Origin of the sequence: Lysinibacillus sp. 2017, from assembly GCF_003073375.1 — a bacterium.
In the GTDB taxonomy this organism is placed as follows: Bacteria; Bacillota; Bacilli; order Bacillales_A; family Planococcaceae; genus Solibacillus.
Genome location: NZ_CP029002.1, coordinates 3248369 through 3264218 on the forward strand (window position 1 = coordinate 3248369; position 15850 = coordinate 3264218).

General features: G+C 37.5%; 12 protein-coding genes and 1 riboswitch. Of the genes, 2 read left to right on the forward strand and 10 right to left on the reverse strand.

Going from position 1 to position 15850, the window contains the following annotated elements:
• The first annotated feature begins 31 nt into the window (after positions 1–31).
• Positions 32–607 carry a beta-class carbonic anhydrase gene (locus tag DCE79_RS15960; RefSeq protein ID WP_108713965.1) on the forward strand — a complete coding sequence of 192 codons (576 nt, stop codon included), beginning with the start codon at positions 32–34 and terminating at the stop codon, positions 605–607.
• 53 nt (positions 608–660) lie between these two features.
• On the opposite strand, the gene DCE79_RS15965 is transcribed toward DCE79_RS15960, so the two are convergent.
• The 4 genes from DCE79_RS15965 to thiT all read right to left on the reverse strand — a co-directional run bounded on the left by DCE79_RS15965 (position 661) and on the right by thiT (position 3999).
• The gene (locus DCE79_RS15965) at positions 661–1218 is read right to left on the reverse strand and encodes a GNAT family N-acetyltransferase (RefSeq protein WP_108714518.1); all 558 of its coding nucleotides are present in this window, start codon (positions 1216–1218) and stop codon (positions 661–663) included.
• Between the two features lie 79 nt (positions 1219–1297).
• Positions 1298–2128 (reverse strand): polyphosphate kinase 2 family protein, encoded by an 831-nt coding sequence (locus tag DCE79_RS15970; RefSeq protein ID WP_108713966.1) that lies wholly within the window; start codon positions 2126–2128, stop codon positions 1298–1300.
• Between the two features lie 170 nt (positions 2129–2298).
• Entirely contained in the window at positions 2299–3051 is a 753-nt protein-coding gene (map, locus tag DCE79_RS15975; protein ID WP_108713967.1) for a type I methionyl aminopeptidase, read from the reverse strand.
• 384 nt (positions 3052–3435) lie between these two features.
• Positions 3436–3999: an energy-coupled thiamine transporter ThiT gene (gene thiT, locus DCE79_RS15980; protein ID WP_108713968.1), complete on the reverse strand. Its 564-nt coding sequence runs from the start codon at positions 3997–3999 to the stop codon at positions 3436–3438.
• A 94-nt stretch (positions 4000–4093) separates the two neighbouring features.
• Positions 4094–4202: riboswitch (TPP riboswitch) on the reverse strand.
• A 131-nt stretch (positions 4203–4333) separates the two neighbouring features.
• On the opposite strand from thiT, the gene DCE79_RS15985 reads away from it, so the two are divergent.
• Positions 4334–4672 (forward strand): magnetosome magnetite crystal formation protein family, encoded by a 339-nt coding sequence (locus DCE79_RS15985; protein ID WP_159083119.1) that lies wholly within the window; start codon positions 4334–4336, stop codon positions 4670–4672.
• Positions 4673–4913: 241 nt separating this feature from the next.
• Here DCE79_RS15985 and DCE79_RS15990 read toward each other — a convergent pair whose 3' ends face one another.
• The 6 genes from DCE79_RS15990 to DCE79_RS16015 form a co-directional block, all read right to left on the reverse strand.
• Positions 4914–7967: an AAA family ATPase gene (locus DCE79_RS15990; protein ID WP_108713970.1), complete on the reverse strand. Its 3054-nt coding sequence runs from the start codon at positions 7965–7967 to the stop codon at positions 4914–4916.
• 1 nt (position 7968) lies between these two features.
• Positions 7969–9132 carry an exonuclease SbcCD subunit D gene (locus DCE79_RS15995; RefSeq protein ID WP_108713971.1) on the reverse strand — a complete coding sequence of 388 codons (1164 nt, stop codon included), beginning with the start codon at positions 9130–9132 and terminating at the stop codon, positions 7969–7971.
• Between the two features lie 162 nt (positions 9133–9294).
• Entirely contained in the window at positions 9295–10524 is a 1230-nt protein-coding gene (locus DCE79_RS16000; protein WP_108713972.1) for an aminopeptidase, read from the reverse strand.
• Positions 10525–10527: 3 nt separating this feature from the next.
• The gene (locus DCE79_RS16005) at positions 10528–11763 is read right to left on the reverse strand and encodes a DEAD/DEAH box helicase (protein ID WP_108713973.1); all 1236 of its coding nucleotides are present in this window, start codon (positions 11761–11763) and stop codon (positions 10528–10530) included.
• 1546 nt (positions 11764–13309) lie between these two features.
• Positions 13310–14491, reverse strand: coding sequence for an acetyl-CoA C-acetyltransferase (locus tag DCE79_RS16010; protein ID WP_108713974.1), 1182 nt, complete (start codon positions 14489–14491; stop codon positions 13310–13312).
• 27 nt (positions 14492–14518) lie between these two features.
• Complete coding sequence (locus DCE79_RS16015; protein WP_168214688.1) at positions 14519–15655, reverse strand: acyl-CoA dehydrogenase family protein; 1137 nt, start codon at positions 15653–15655, stop codon at positions 14519–14521.
• Between the last annotated feature and the right edge of the window lie 195 nt (positions 15656–15850).

Below are 15850 nucleotides of genomic sequence, written 5' to 3' on the forward strand. Positions count from 1 at the left end.
AATAGATTTAGTAACGAAAGGGGTAAATTACATGACTTCATTACAAGAAATTTTAAAGTTTAATGAACAATTCGTTTCTGAAAAGCAATACGAAAGCTATATAACAACTAAATATCCTGACAAAAAAATTGTCATTTTAACTTGTATGGATACAAGACTAGTTGAATTATTACCAAAAGCACTGAACTTACGTAATGGGGACGTAAAAGTTGTTAAAAGTGCTGGTGCTATCGTCAATCATCCATTTGGAGGCATTATGCGTAGCTTACTTGTCGCTGTGTATGAATTACAGGCAGATGAAATTTATGTAATTGGTCACTATGATTGTGGTATGAGTGCTGTAGACCCTAATCTTATGATTGGACACATGCTTGAGCGTGGTATTAAGCAAGAAACACTTGATGTGATCAATTTTGCTGGAATGGATTTAAAAGAATGGTTACGTGGCTTTGGCGATGTCAAAACGAGCGTACAAAAAAGTGTCGACTTAATTCGTCGCCATCCATTAATTCCAACTGGCGTACCTGTACATGGTCTAGTTATTGACCCAGGAACAGGGCAACTTGATTTAGTTACAAATGGCAATGAAATTTCAGATAATAAATAATCCTTATAAAAAATGGGTGAAGAGGCTTCTATAATAAGCTTCTTCACCCCTTTTTATAATTGTCCGTAAAATTCATTTTTCAAAATGGCATACATATAGTGGTCTACCCATGCACCATTAATAAATAATAACTCCTTTAACAATCCTTCTTGTGTGAAGCCAGACTTCTCTAATACTTTTACAGAAGCTAGATTTTGAGGTGCCACATATGCTTCAATACGGTGAAGATTTAATGTTTGAAAAGCAAACTTTAATAGGAGCTGTACGGATTCAGTTGCAATCCCGCGCCCAAGAAAATTTTGATCGATTGAATAACCAACAAAACCACTTGAATACGGTAATCGTTTTATCGAGTACAGCGAAATGTATCCGATTAATTGCTGTGTTGGATTATCATATATTCCGAATGAAAATTCTCGATTTGCTTGTAGTAATTGTAAGCCTTCTAAAATCTTTTGACGCTGTGTTTCTTCTGTATAAAATTCATCACGATGTAGTGGCTCATGGATCGACCAGAAAAATTTATTGTCTAAAAGTAACTTTGCAAGTGCTTTTGCATCCGCTGGTGTAAACGTACATAATGAACATTGTTGCCCAATAAGTCGAACCATTGGATCCTCCTTTTTTTGAAAAAGCTTCAATAACCCTTTCATTTTCATTCACCTACAATAAGCCAAGAAACATAACTTGTTATTTTGATTTTTTCTTATTCGATTTTTTAGTAACCTTTACTTCGACCTTTTCTTCATCTGTAGCTGCTTCTTCTAATGCTTGATTTTCAAAAACATTTGTTAGCTGTAGTCCGCGACGAGCTACTTCTTTTTCGATATGCGCAATGGCTTCTTTTAACACTTGTACGCGCGCATATAATTTGTCATTTCCTGGAATTAAACACCATGGTGCATTCTCTGTATCGGTTTTCTCGAACATTTCGTCTGCCGCTTCCCCGTATAAATCAAATTTATCACGGTTACGCCAATCTTCATCTGTTAATTTCCACGATTTATATGGATCAGCAGCACGGTCATTAAAGCGTTTTAACTGCTCTTCTGAATCAATATGAATCCAGAACTTAATGACTATATAATCTCCGTCTGTTAATTGCTGTTCGAAATCATTAATTTCATTGTAAGCGCGTTTCCATTCTTCTTCTTTTGCGAAACCTTCAATACGTTCTACTAAAACACGGCCGTACCAAGAACGATCGAAAACAGCTATTTGTCCGTGTTGAGGTAGCTTTCTCCAGAAGCGGTGCATGTAATGGTAGCGCTTTTCGTGTGGCTGCGGTGCAGAAATCGGCGTTACCATTAAACCACGTGGGTCAATGTGCTCTGTTAAACGCTTAATTGCTCCCCCTTTACCTGCTGCATCCATACCTTCAAATACCAAAATTAATCCAATTTTATTATTAAATAGAAATTGTTGGGCATTTAGCATTTCGTATTGTAATACTTTTAATTTCTTTTTATACATTTTTTTGTCTAATTCCAACGATAAGTCCAAGTCTTTTAATTTCTTCATATCATGCATCCTCTCTACAATTAATTACTCCCTATTTTACTTTAAATTGTATGGAAATGGTAATTTATGTTTGACCATTATTGTAAGCTACTTGATACTATATGCCTTTTTTTGAAAAATAATAAAAAAAATCGTGGTGACCATGTAAACATGATCCCACGATTGATGTATTAGTCTTCTAATGAAGTTAAAATAATTGGTTTACCTTTTGTGACAATAATTGAATGCTCAATTTGTGCTACTAATGATTTGTCTGGTGTTACAAATGTCCAACCGTCACCTGATTCAATGATGTGTTCTGCTTTTGCTGAAATGAATGGTTCTACTGCTAAAACCATACCTTCCTTCATGATTGTTGTATCCCAAGCATCATAATAGTTTAACACATGGTCTGGTGAATCATGTAGGGATTTACCTAAACCGTGGCCTGTTAAATTCATAATAACTTTTAAGTCATTTGCATGCGCTTCACGTTCTACTGCTTTACCGATTTGGTTTAATTTTGAACCGGCTTTTACTTTTGTCATTGCACGATCAAAAGAAGATTTTGCTACGGCACAAAGTTTTTCTTTGTCTTCATAGCCTTCACCGACTACGAATGAAATACCTGTATCTGCAAAGTAACCGTCTAAAGAACCTGATACGTCGATATTTACTAGGTCTCCTTCATGAATCACTTTGCTGCCTGGCATACCGTGGGCAACTTCATGGTTTACTGAAATACATGTATAGCCAGGGAAATCATACTCCCCTTTTGGACCTGAAATAGCTCCTGCCTCAGCAAACATGCGACCCGCAATTTCATCTAATTCTTTCGTCGTAACGCCTGGAACCGTCGCCTCTTTCATCGCTTCACGGATTTCAGCACAAATACGGCCGATTTTTTTAAATGCTTGAATTTCTTCTTGAGTTGTAACAATCATGTTAAACTTCCTTCCTCATTATTAACAAAATCTATAATTAACTATATCACAATTAAAAAATGTTGTAAGGGTTGAAGGCTTTTCAATTCACCGATTTACTTGGGGATTTTTAGTGGATGTAACAAAAAAGACGTTAAAATACAATCCATTTGTTACGATGTATACAATCGGATTTAGCACTTTAAATTCAATGTCCCTGATATTACATTTAGTATATGTAATCATTCAAAAACATTGCAAAATTCCACCATATCATTATTTACCATATGCACTTTATATCCTTTTGCTACTTTCGGGGCTAATAAAGATAAAACTGCTAAAGGGAGACATATTAACGTAAAAAGGGCCGCCTAAAAGTTCTGTTACTTTTAAGCAGCACTCTATCTATTTTTTTACTGTTTGTAATAATCGAGGTGCGGATGTAAATAATAGTACAGCGATAACTACTGTAATAATTGTTGCTGGCAACATAAATGAGCTATTATAAATAATTGAATATGCCCATACATTGTCATCGCCAGCGTATTCTTTAAAGAACACAACGCCCGCTAATAAATGGCATATAAAACGGAGTACACCACCGATTAATGTGCCCAATACAATGTAAAAGGTCATTTTCTTTTTATTAAGTGCTTCCGTTGCTTGTAGTAAAGGTCTACGTACAATTGCAGCTAAACCAACAACTGTAAATGCGAGTCCATAATCAAGAATTGCTTGTAGCCAGTGTACAATAAATGCGCCAAACATCATTTGTAATACACCAATGATAAATCCAGTTGCAAGGCCTGCCGATAAGCCCCATCGAATCGCCATTAAAATAATTGGCACCATGACAAAGCTAATGGATCCGCCTTGTGCCCACATTTTAAATGAAAATTGGTCTAATACTAGACCGATAGCAGCAAATATTGCAATTTCTACCATCATTAATAACCTTTTTTTGTTCATAACAATGCTCCTCTCTTTTTTCGATGCCGAAGATAAAGAAGGAATAGAACGCAAAAAACGATCATCAGGACAAAAGCCTGACCATCGCATCATAGTCGGTTTCTATCCACATCCCTACGCAAGTGTTAACTTACAGGTTCAAAGAGTCAGCGCAAATTCGTGCGCAATCTCAGCCGACTAACTCGGCCCCCCTTGTGGTACATCTAAATTATTATTGTTTGAACATGCCCATTGTATCGAATTTTTTTAAAACTTTCAACCCTAAAAAGTTCGCCGTTAAATTTGAAACTTCTTTATAAATCAACTCGTATAAGAGAAAAAGGAGTGATTTATTGTGGACCAATCAAAAGGATTAAGTGCCATTAGTTATTTGAGCTATTATTTTGCTCCATTTATTTTTTCGTTAATTGTCTTTTTTGTAACGAAGGAGCCATTTGTAAAACATCATGCAAAGCGCGCTTTTATCTCTCATCTTATTCCTATCATTTTCGGTATTATTTTTGCCATTGTCTTTATCATTTCTGCGTTTTCGGTCGAATCGAGTATATACGGAGAGCTTTACGTAGGAGATATTTTTACTGGTACATTTTTGATTACGTTGGTACTTTTTATTATCGCGACAGTGATTATTGGCATTTGGAATTTAATTCAAGCTATTAAAGTATTACGCTAATGTTTACCAAAGCTTAGTTAATGGGTATATTTTTAATACAATTGTGATGCATTAAGGAGTGGGAGACATGAATTTTAGTAAAATTATTAAAACAGCAATTAAATACGGACCGATTGTATATCCAATCATAAAAAAAGTACTTGCTAGCAAATCCACAGCAAAAGTAACTAGTTCCCCACGCTCGCCTAAGAGATAACTGAAAAAGGAACTTCTGAGTAGTCTTTCAGAAGTTCCTTTTTTCTTATTTCACGATAATCTCTGTTTTACTATGTCCCTCTTTAAGTTTGTGAACTTGTAATATGGCAGGCATGGCCGCTTTCAATTCTGCTACATGGGAAATGACACCGATTAATCGTCCGCTTTGCTGCAAGTCAATTAAGATATCAATTGCTCTACGTAACGCTTCTTCATCCAAGGTTCCAAAGCCTTCATCGATAAACATCGTATCAATATGCACACTGCCTTGTACACTTTGAATAACGTCAGCCATCCCTAAAGCAAGAGCTAATGAGGCATTAAATTTCTCACCACCTGATAAAGTTTTCACGTCACGTGTTTGACCTGTATTGCTATCAAATACATCAATACTTAGCCCACTTTGTGCATTACCTTCTTTTCTACCTGTTGATTTCAAGAAATATTGCCCATTCGATAAAATGCGAAGACGCTCGTTTGCTGCATGCGTTACTTTTTCTAAATAGCCAATTTGTGCAAAGCGTTCAAAGGAAATTTTCGCTTCATTTTGACCACGAATTAAATCATATATATGTTCTACTTGCATTAATTTTGATTTATAATCTTCAATTTGTTCCGCAACTTGTGCTAAATTTTGCGCTGTTGACTGACATTGTGCGACGTAAGATTCTGCTAGTTTGTAATCTGCATAATGTTTTTCAACTTGTTCATCTAACTCATTAATTTGTTGTTGCCAAGAAGTTAAATCAATGAGCACTTTGTTTTCAAGTTGCGGTGTATCTTCTGCAATTTGAACCGTTACTGTATGCAAGCTTTGTTTAAATTGCTCAATTGCTTGGCGAATTTTTTGCTGTTCAGTTGTATCTAATAGCGCACGTCGGTAACTTTCTACGTCAAAATCTGCATTTACTAAAGCTGTTTCAAACAGTTCAAATGATGTATTTTCATGCTGTTGCTGCTCTTGCACACGACTTGTTGCATGCTGTAAATTAACAGCACTCGTTTTTTCATCTAACTGTGTTTGTTGGAGGCGATGTGCTGCCGTTTCGATTTGTTGCTTTAATAAATGATACTTTTGTTGTTCCTGTAAAAGCGCTTGTTGCACCTGTTCGACAGTTTCAAACTGAGGCATTAGTGATTTTTCACTTTGCTCTAACTTCCCTTTTTCTTGTGCAACCTTCGTATTAATTTCTGTTACATAATTGCGTCCTTTTTCAAGCCTTGCTTCGACAATTTCCAACTGTTGCGTCATTGCTTCAGACTTTTGCTTTTCTTGCAATAATTGCTGTTGCTGTTGTTTTATTTGTTGTAAGTCCTGTGCCAATTCATCGCGACGTTCTACATAAAACGCAAGCTGTTCTATCGACAATTCATCTTTTACAAGTTGGCTTTGCTTTATTTGGAGTGTCGCTACATCCATTTCTAATTTTGAATGGACTTGATAGTAATTTTGCATCGCGAGTTGGGATTCTTTACGAAGTTCTTCTACTAAATGTTCTTCTACATCGGCTGTCTCTTTATTATGGATGGCTGGATGCTCAAAGCTACCACATACTGGGCAAGCTTCTCCATCATGTAAGGTCGCTGCTATAAATGCCGCTTGATTAATACGTATTTGCGCTTCTACTTTTGCTAAAGCTTGTTGAGCTTCATCTGCTTTTTGCTTTTTACTTTGGGATTCAAGTGTTAAGTCATGAACGCTAACTTCGTATTGAAGCGTTTCTTGAACAAGCTCTGCTTTTTTAGTAAATTGTGCATGTTGCTCATGAATTGTTTGATATTGAGTAATTTCTTCCATTAATTGCTTCACAGCGTTTAATTGTGTTTTATGCTGAGCTTTCAGTGTTTTTTCTTCTTCAGTAAGCTGGTTAAATAGCAACTCACCTTTTTGTTGCTCTTTCAATAATGTTGCTACATTAGTTCGTAGTTGTGTGATTGACTGATAGACAGGGACAATTTGCTCAAGTTGGGAAATATTTTTTGTATACGTTGCAAGTAATGGTTCATTTTGTCGTTGCTCATCATCTGCAGACTTTGCCATTTGTAACTGCTGTAATGCCTCGCTATTTTCGAAAGAGGCCTTTTCAAGTGCTACCTTGGCTAATTTATTCTGTTCTTGTGCCTTTATATATTCACGTTCTATTGGTTCAATTAAATTAGCTTTCATTGCTAGCTCAATACGCTGTTGTTGGTTATCAAAGAACAATTGTTGCTGTTTTAATTCAGCAAGCTGTAATTGGCGCTGTTGGAATTTTTCAATTCGCTCATTTAATTGCTTTTGCTCACTATATGAGTCATTTTGAACTTTTAATTTTTGCTTTAACTGTTCATAGCTTTCATGTAATTGCGTAGATTGCTGTTCATAATACTGCTGTTCAATGGTTAACGCCTGTTCTACCTGGTACATGTTAATAACATCACTATTAATAATTAAAAATAGCTCTGATTCACGTTCAGGTAAACGTGATTTAATGTCAAAAATTAAATGCTCCTGCTGTGATTTTGCTTGATCGAACATTTTTTCAGATATCCGCTTTTTATCCCGCAAAATTTCCACCATTTTTGTAAAGCGTTCAGTTTTAAATATTTTACGAAAAATCTCTTCTTTATGCTTGGATTCAGAAGTAAGTAACTTTTGGAACTCCCCTTGTGGCAGCATCACAATTTGGTTGAATTGCGATTGTGTCAGGCCAATGAGTTCCTCTACTTTGGACTGTACGAGCTTTACTTGAAATTTTTCAACAGCTGGCTCATTGATTCCACCTGTAATATCATAAAATTCACGTTTTGCATTTGCACCATCATGTCCAAATTTACGCAAAATACGGTATAAACGGTTGCGCACTTCAAAAATCAATTCAACCTCTGTATCCACTGTATCGTCAGCAAAATCACTGCGTAAAAAGGATGATTTTTCACGGTCTTCCCCGCTACCTGTATCGTAAAGAGCAAACGTAATCGCATCGAAAATAGTCGTTTTCCCCGCACCAGTAGAACCTGAAACAACAAAAATACCATGCTCATGTAACTGAGTAAAATCAATAACTTCTTTATCTTTGTATGGCCCAAATGCGGTCATCGTTAATTTTAATGGCTTCACGTTACTTCACCTCCTGCATTTCACGTTCGCTATCAGCTAATTGTTGTAATACTTCCGTATAAATCGCTTTTGTTTCATCACTAAGTGTTTGACCTGTCATTTCGATATAAAACAATTCAAATAGTTCCGAGTCATCCATTTGTACACGGCTCATCGTTGTCGTTTGTTGTTCAATTTGACGATAAACGGCTGTGCGTTCGATATGCAATGCATTTGGATAAACAGTACGTACTAATTCAACAGCACCTTTTACATAACTCTCATCGGATAATTTCACAAATACATAGTCTTCATTGCGAGGGTGTTGTTGGATTTCATCTAATGTGCCCGTTACGATACGCATTTCTCGAATCGGTGTTAATAACCTTTTTTCAAGCTTAACGTTCCCTGTTTCATCCAGATCCACAATTAAAAAACCTTTTTTATGTGTTACTTCAGATTCTGAATATTTCAAGGGTGAACCGGCATATTGAATGGTTTCATTCCCCACAAAATGCGCTTGATGAAGATGTCCTAATGCGGTATAGCAAAAAGGCTCAAACAATGCTGAATTAATACATTCCGTTCCACCAATCGTCAATTTACGTTCAGAATCACTCGTATTTTGCTCTGGCATGCCGTCTTTCGTTATAAAGGCGTGTCCGACGATTATATTACGCTTTGTATCATCTAGGTTTGCTTTCATTTGTTCAATAATTTTAGCCATTGCCGCTTCATGTGTTGTAATCGTTTCATCTTCATAAATTGCACGAACCGTAGATGGTTCTGCAAACGGTACTAAATAAAAGCGCACTTCTCCGTGTTCATCATGTAATATGACAGGCTCAATTATTTTATCTAAGTGCCCCACCATATGTAGACCACTAGCTTTCATCAAATCACTACCAAAATTTAAACGTGTGGCGCTATCATGATTTCCAGCAATTGCAACGATTGGTGTTTTTTCATCAATTAATATTTGCTTCAATGTTCGATTTAATAATTGAATTGCATCTGTCGGCGGTACAGAGCGATCATATAGATCCCCTGCAATAATGACGACATCTGGTTTTTCTTTTTTTATTTCTTCGATAAATTGTTGCAAAACATGTTGCTGATCTGCTGTCATCGAAACACCTTGTACAAGCTTTCCTAAATGCCAATCTGCTGTATGAAAAATTTTCATGAAAACGCCTCCTATCTCAATTAACCATAGTGTACACGACCTACTAAAAAAAAACCACAACACACGAACAAGCATTCGCGCATTGTGATTTTAACGAAGTAAAAGAGCTGCAACAAGTGAACACTTATTGCAATACTCTTTTTTGTTCGTTCATTTTATTAATTAAAATGCCCAGTTTCCTTTACGGAAAATTGGTTCTACAGTTCCGTCTGCTAAAATACCATCAATATCCATTTTCGCGCTACCAATCATAAAATCTTCGTGCGTAATCGACGTATTAATGCCTAGTGCTTCTAGTTGACCTTTTTCTAACTCTTTACCGCCTTCATAGCATGTTGGATAAGCTTCACCAATTGCTAAGTGGTTTGATGCGTTTTCATCAAATAATGTATTGTAATATAAAATATTTGATGAAGAAATTGGTGATTCGTGTGGAACTAATGCCACTTCACCTAAATATGATGAGCCTTCATCTGAAACGATTAATTGTTGTAATAAATCACTGCCTACTTCTGCTTCTGCTTTTACAATTTTACCTTTTTCAAATGTGAGCTTGAAGCCATCGATAATATTACCTTTATAAACAAGTGGCTTAGTGTTTGATACATAGCCGTTTACACCAAATTTTGCTGGTAATGTAAACACTTCTTCTGTTGGCATATTAGCGATAAATGTTGTGCCTTCAGGTGCTTTACTACTACCACTTTTCCATAAGTGCTTGTCTGGTAATTCAATCGTTAGGTCCGTACCAGGGCCTGTGTAATGTAACTTCGCATATTTTTTCGTGTTTAATTGAGCAGCACGAGTGTGTAAATTTTCTATATGTGCTTGCCATTTTGTCACAGCATCGCCCTCACCGATTCGTACCGTTTTAAAAATTGCATCCCATAATGCTGACACTTGTTCTTCTGCTGGTAAGTTCGGGAATACTTTTGCTGCCCATTTTGGCGATGGTACAGCGATGATTGACCAAGCGATTTGGTCATTCATTACTGCTTTACGGTAGTTTACTAATGCTGTACCTGCTGCTTTTTGCTGCGCACTAATCACGTCAACATTGATACCTGAAAGTAAATCTGGATTTTCTGCATCGATCCAAAGAAGTGCCCCTTTACGTTCGATTAATTCCTCACGCTGTGCCACTGTCCATTTTGGAAAGTTTGCTGTCTCCTCAATTGATACATTTTCATAGTAATCACGTTCAAAGCTTGCATCCGTTAAGTTCACATGTACTCGGCTAGCACCAGCCTCATACGCTTTTTTAACAACGATTCGTGTGAATTCCAATGTCTCTGTCGAAGTATTAATTAATAAATATTGTCCCTTTTGAATGTTTACACCAATTTTTACTGCTAATTCTGCAAATTGCTCTAACTTTTCTTGGAATGTCATTTATTATTTCCCCTTTTTGGATTTACTGAATGTTACACCTTTATTACCAGATTTTGATTTGTACGTTTTTTTCTCAGTTGCTTTTTTAGGCTCTTCTTTGGCAGCTGAAATAGTTTTTGAATTGCCTTCAACTAACTCACCTTTAGCCCAAATTTTTTGCACTGCTTTTTGAGATAAATCACGTACCCATTTTTTATACGTTTTTTCGTCTTTATAAGAAAGTAATGTTAACACTTCTCCGTCAGCTCCCGCACGACCAGTACGTCCTGAACGGTGCGTATACTGCTCAACTGTACGCGGAACATCAACATGTATAACATGTGTTAAACCAGAAATATCTAAACCACGTGCAGCAATATCTGTTGCGATTAATACACGAGCTTCCCCGTTACGGAATGCATCTAATGCTTTTTTACGCTCATCTTTTCTCATTTCTGAGTGAAGTGCAACGATTGGCGCATCTTTATACGATAATTTGTTTTGCTTCATTAATACTTGGTCGATATTGTTGACGAAGGCCAAACCGCTCATACCTTCAATATTCGCTAAACGGCGTAATAAATCTGTTTTATCACGCTCATCCACTTTAACAAATGAATGTACGATTTTACCTAATGATTTTTCAATATCTTCAGGCTTGATTGTAATCATAATCGGTTCAAACATTAAACGCTCTGCCACTAATTGAATTTCTTCTGTAATCGTTGCTGAAACAACCACTACTTGACGTCCATGTGCAGCCTTCTCGATAAATGATTTTACAACAACGCGGTATTCGCGGCTAAGTAATTGATCGCACTCATCTAAAACAACTGTTTCGATATCTTTTAATTTTAATTTTCCTTGGTTTGCTAATTCATTAAGTCTACCTGGTGTACCTACAACGATTGTTGGCTTTTTCTTTAATTTCTCGATTTGGCGTGCTGAGTTTGCGCCACCGATTAATTGTTGTACGGTAATGTCTGTACCTGCTGTCCAATCACGAATTACTTCAACGATTTGCATGGCTAATTCTTGTGAAGGGGCTACGATTAAAGCTTGTGTTTGTTTTTTATTGCCATCCACTTTATTTAAAATTGGTAATGTGTATGCAAGCGTTTTTCCTGAGCCTGTTGGAGATTCTGCGACGATATCTTTCCCTTCAAGCATTGCAGGAATCATTTCGTCTTGAATTTTCATTGTTGATTCGAATGACCATTTATTTTGTAATGTTTCATTTAATAAGTTAATTACTGTCATGTTTTTGACCACCTTTAGTTCATTGGCTTTAGTGTACCATATTCCCATGTTTATTTACGTTTTATTCGAATTGAGGTGTGAAATTATCTTTACAAGGGTATTTTCAAAGCTAGTCATAGAGGCTATGGAGGTGTATGCGGTTTTGGCGGGCTAAGCGCATGAATCGCACAGCTTTGTTGCATAAATCTGTACGACTCATCTTTGCGCTTTATGCAAGGCCCGCCAAATAAAGCATAGTCTATTAAATTTATTTAAAGAGGTAAGGCGCTGTTGCAAGCAAAGGCGCCATTTGTTTAAATAAAGCGGATTTGCTAAACATAGTGGGGCAAGGGATTTATCATAGCTAGTCTTGTTTTAATTATAGAGGCTAAGGAAGGTGTACGAGTTTTGGCGGGCTAAGCGCATGAATCGCACAGCTTTGTTGCACAAATCTGTACGACTCATCTTTGCGCTTTATGCAAGGCCCGCCAAATAAAGCATAGTCTATTAAATTTATATTAAAAAAGTTAGGCGCTGTTGCGAGCAAAGGCGCCATTTGTTTAAATAAAGCGGATTTGCTAAACATAGTGGGGCAAGGGATTTGTCATAGCTAGTCTTGTTTTAATTATAGAGGCTAAAGAAGGTGTACGAGTTTTGGCGGGCTAAGCGCATGAATCGCACAGCTTTGTTGCACAAATCTGTACGACTCATCTTTGCGCTTTATGCAATGCCCGCCAAATAAGGCTAGTCTATTAAATTTATTTAAAGAGGTAAGGCGCTGTTGCGAGCAAAGGCGCCGTTCTTTTAAATAAAGCGGATTTGCTAAATAAAGCAATTGAAATGCAGTGACAATCTCTTTAACTGGTTACATAAGAATGGTAGCTATCTATAATAGAAGACCGGCGCCTTGCGTAGCATAGCGCCTACGATATTTAAAAAGGTTCGTAACGATACACCTTATTTCGGCGGGCCTTTCACACAGCACAAAGAACATTCGCAAAAGACTCTTGCAAAGAGGCTTTGTGAATGTGTGCTGCGCCCGCCGAATGACTATCCCCAAATATCCACTATTTTAGAGGGGAAAATGCTTTGATATTGAAAAATGTTTTACCCAATAGTATAGAAGCCCGGCGCCTTGCGATAGCATAGCGCCTCGCTGTATTTAAAAAGGTTCGTAACGATACACCTTATTTCGGTGGGCCATTCACACAGCACAAAGAACATTTGCAAAAGACTCTTGCAAAGAGGCTTTGTGAATGTGTGCTGCGCCCGCCGAATGACTATCCCCAAATACCCACTATTTTAGAGGGGAATGCTTTGATATTGCGAAGCGGTTCACCCTATATTATAGAAAGACCTGCGCCTTGCGATAGCATAGCGCCTACGGTATTTAAAAAGGTAGGTAACGATACACCTTATATCGGTGGGCCTTACACACAGCACAAAGAACATTCGCAAAGACTCTGCAAAGAGGCTTTGTGAATGTGTGCTGCGCCCGCCGAATGACTATCCCTAAATATCCAATATATTAAAATGCTTTGATATTGCAAAACATATCGATTAGATATTACACACGCTCTATAATTAGTGCAATCCCTTGGCCTCCGCCGATGCAAAGACTTGCGACTGCGTACTTTCCATTACGACGTTGTAGCTCGTAAGCTGCTGATAAAATAATCCGTGTTCCACTTGCGCCTACTGGATGGCCAAGTGCAATCGCACCACCATTGACATTTGTTTTTTCACGGTCTAAACCTATCTCTTTTTCTACAGCAATATATTGAGCGGCGAATGCTTCATTAATTTCAAATAAATCGATGTCTTCTCTTGTTAGATTTGCACGTTCAAGCGCTTGGCGAATTGCTGGTGCTGGTCCAATCCCCATAACCGTCGGATCAACGCCACAAATCCCCCATGAAACGATTCGTGCGATTGGTTTTGAATCATTGCTATTCACAAAATCTTCACTCGCCACAATGACCGATGCTGCACCATCATTAATGCCTGATGCGTTCGCTGCTGTTACCGTCCCATCCTTTTTAAATGCAGGACGTAATTTCCCTAAGTTTTCTAGCGTATTTCCTTCTTTAATATGCTCATCTCTATCTATGATGAGTTCACCTTTTCTGGTACTCACAACAACAGGTACAATTTCTTTTGCAAATTTTCCTTGTTCTCTTGCAGCGGCCGCGCGATCATTTGAAAGAATTGCAAACTCGTCCTGCTCCTCGCGTGAAATAGTATATTGCTCTGCTAATTTTTCTGCTGTTAATCCCATGCCACTACCAGTATATTGATCCGTTAATGTCGCCTGGAGCATATCAACAAACTGAAAATTCCCCATCTTTGCAGTTGTAAACCGTTGCTCAAAATTTGAGTATGGTGCCTGTGACATATTTTCTGCACCACCTGCTAGCACGACTTCCCCTTCGCCAAGCTGAATCATTTGTGCAGCAGAAACAACGGATTGCATACCTGAACCACATAAGCGATTTAATGTAAGCGCAGGGATTTCCTTTGGTACCCCTGCATAAAGTCCGATATGACGCGCTAAATAAGCCGAGTTTGTACCTGTTGCAATGACACCACCATAAATAACGTGATCGACTTGCTCTGGTTGAACATTCGAACGCTTTAATGCTTCAATTGCTGTTTTTGTTCCTAATTGTACCGCATCCATCGTTGTAAAAGGCCCACCAAACGCAGTGAAAGCCGTTCGTGCACCGTCAATAATATATACATTTTTCATTTTCCCAATCCCCTTTGTAAAAATGATTTATTTTAAGACTTGCTTAGCAATAATCCCCTTCATGATTTCCGTTGTCCCCGCATAAATCGCAGCAACTGGTATATCACGATAGCGTCGCGCAATTTCATATTCTTCCATATAACCGTAGCCACCATGAAGCTGTAGACATTCTGCTACAACACGCTTGGCCATTTCACTAATCCACCATTTTGCCATCGATACTTCTTTTACGATTTCTTTGCCTGCGATATGTTTTGCAACAAGTGAATCTACATATGTACGACCAATCTCAATTTCTGTGGCCATTTCAGCTAACTTAAATTGAGTGTTTTGAAAATCTGCGATACGACTCCCAAAAGCTTTGCGTTCCTTCACATAATTCACCGTTAAATCAAAGCTACACTCCGCTTCGATTTGCGTTTCAAGTGCGACAATAATACGCTCTTGCTGTAATTTCTCCATTAAATAATAAAAACCACGATTTTCTTCACCGATTAAATTTTCTACAGGTACGCGTGCATCTTCAAAAATGAGTTCTCCCGTGTCAGCACTATGCATCCCAATTTTATCTAGCTTTTTCCCACGTTTAAAACCAGGTGTTCCTGCCTCAACTACGATTAAGCTAATGCCTTTATAAGCTGGTGTTGCTTGCGGATTTGTTTTACATACAACGACGACTAAGTCAGCATGAATACCATTCGTAATAAACGTTTTTTCGCCATTTAAAATGAAATAACCCCCATCGCGTATAGCAGTCGTTTGAATACCTGCTAAATCGGAGCCAGCACCAGGTTCAGTCATTGCAATCGCTGAAATAAATTCCCCCGATACACTTTTAGGAAGCCATTTTTCTTTTTGCGCTTTTGTGCCATATGCTTCAATATAGGGTGTCACAATATCTGAATGTAGCGCAATGCCACTCGCTAAACCTGCACCGACTCGTTCTAACTCCTCTGTTAAAATAGCCGCATAACCAAAGTCTAAGCCCAGTCCACCATATTCCTCACTTACCATTGGACATAAAAAGCCATTTTCGCCTAACTTCAACCAAAAATCGTGCGGAATATCGCGGTCCCTTTCCCATTGGTCAAAATATGGGTACGCTTCTTTATCTAACATTTTCCGCAAAGCTTTCCGAAACATAGAATGTTCCTCTGTGTACATTTCCAAATTGCCACCCCTTAATTTTCAGAAAATTAATATATTTAAATTGTATCAGTCATAAAAAATGGAAACAACGGTTTTTCGAGAATCATTATTACAAAATATGAAGTAATTTGTTATTTTATAGAAAAAGAACCTGCTTTTTAAAGAAAAATTATTAGGAATTTCGAAAAAAATCCGTTAACATATGGAATA

Coding starts and splice junctions, on each gene's coding strand:
- map (WP_108713967.1), bottom strand. CDS start 3,051: ATGATTGTTACAACTCAAGAAGAAATTCAAGCATTTAAAAAAATCGGC.
- DCE79_RS15995 (WP_108713971.1), bottom strand. CDS start 9,132: ATGAAAATTTTTCATACAGCAGATTGGCATTTAGGAAAGCTTGTACAA.
- DCE79_RS16015 (WP_168214688.1), bottom strand. CDS start 15,655: ATGTACACAGAGGAACATTCTATGTTTCGGAAAGCTTTGCGGAAAATG.
- DCE79_RS16005 (WP_108713973.1), bottom strand. CDS start 11,763: ATGACAGTAATTAACTTATTAAATGAAACATTACAAAATAAATGGTCA.
- DCE79_RS15960 (WP_108713965.1), top strand. CDS start 32: ATGACTTCATTACAAGAAATTTTAAAGTTTAATGAACAATTCGTTTCT.
- DCE79_RS16010 (WP_108713974.1), bottom strand. CDS start 14,491: ATGAAAAATGTATATATTATTGACGGTGCACGAACGGCTTTCACTGCG.
- DCE79_RS15965 (WP_108714518.1), bottom strand. CDS start 1,218: ATGGTTCGACTTATTGGGCAACAATGTTCATTATGTACGTTTACACCA.
- DCE79_RS16000 (WP_108713972.1), bottom strand. CDS start 10,524: ATGACATTCCAAGAAAAGTTAGAGCAATTTGCAGAATTAGCAGTAAAA.
- DCE79_RS15970 (WP_108713966.1), bottom strand. CDS start 2,128: ATGAAGAAATTAAAAGACTTGGACTTATCGTTGGAATTAGACAAAAAA.
- thiT (WP_108713968.1), bottom strand. CDS start 3,999: ATGAACAAAAAAAGGTTATTAATGATGGTAGAAATTGCAATATTTGCT.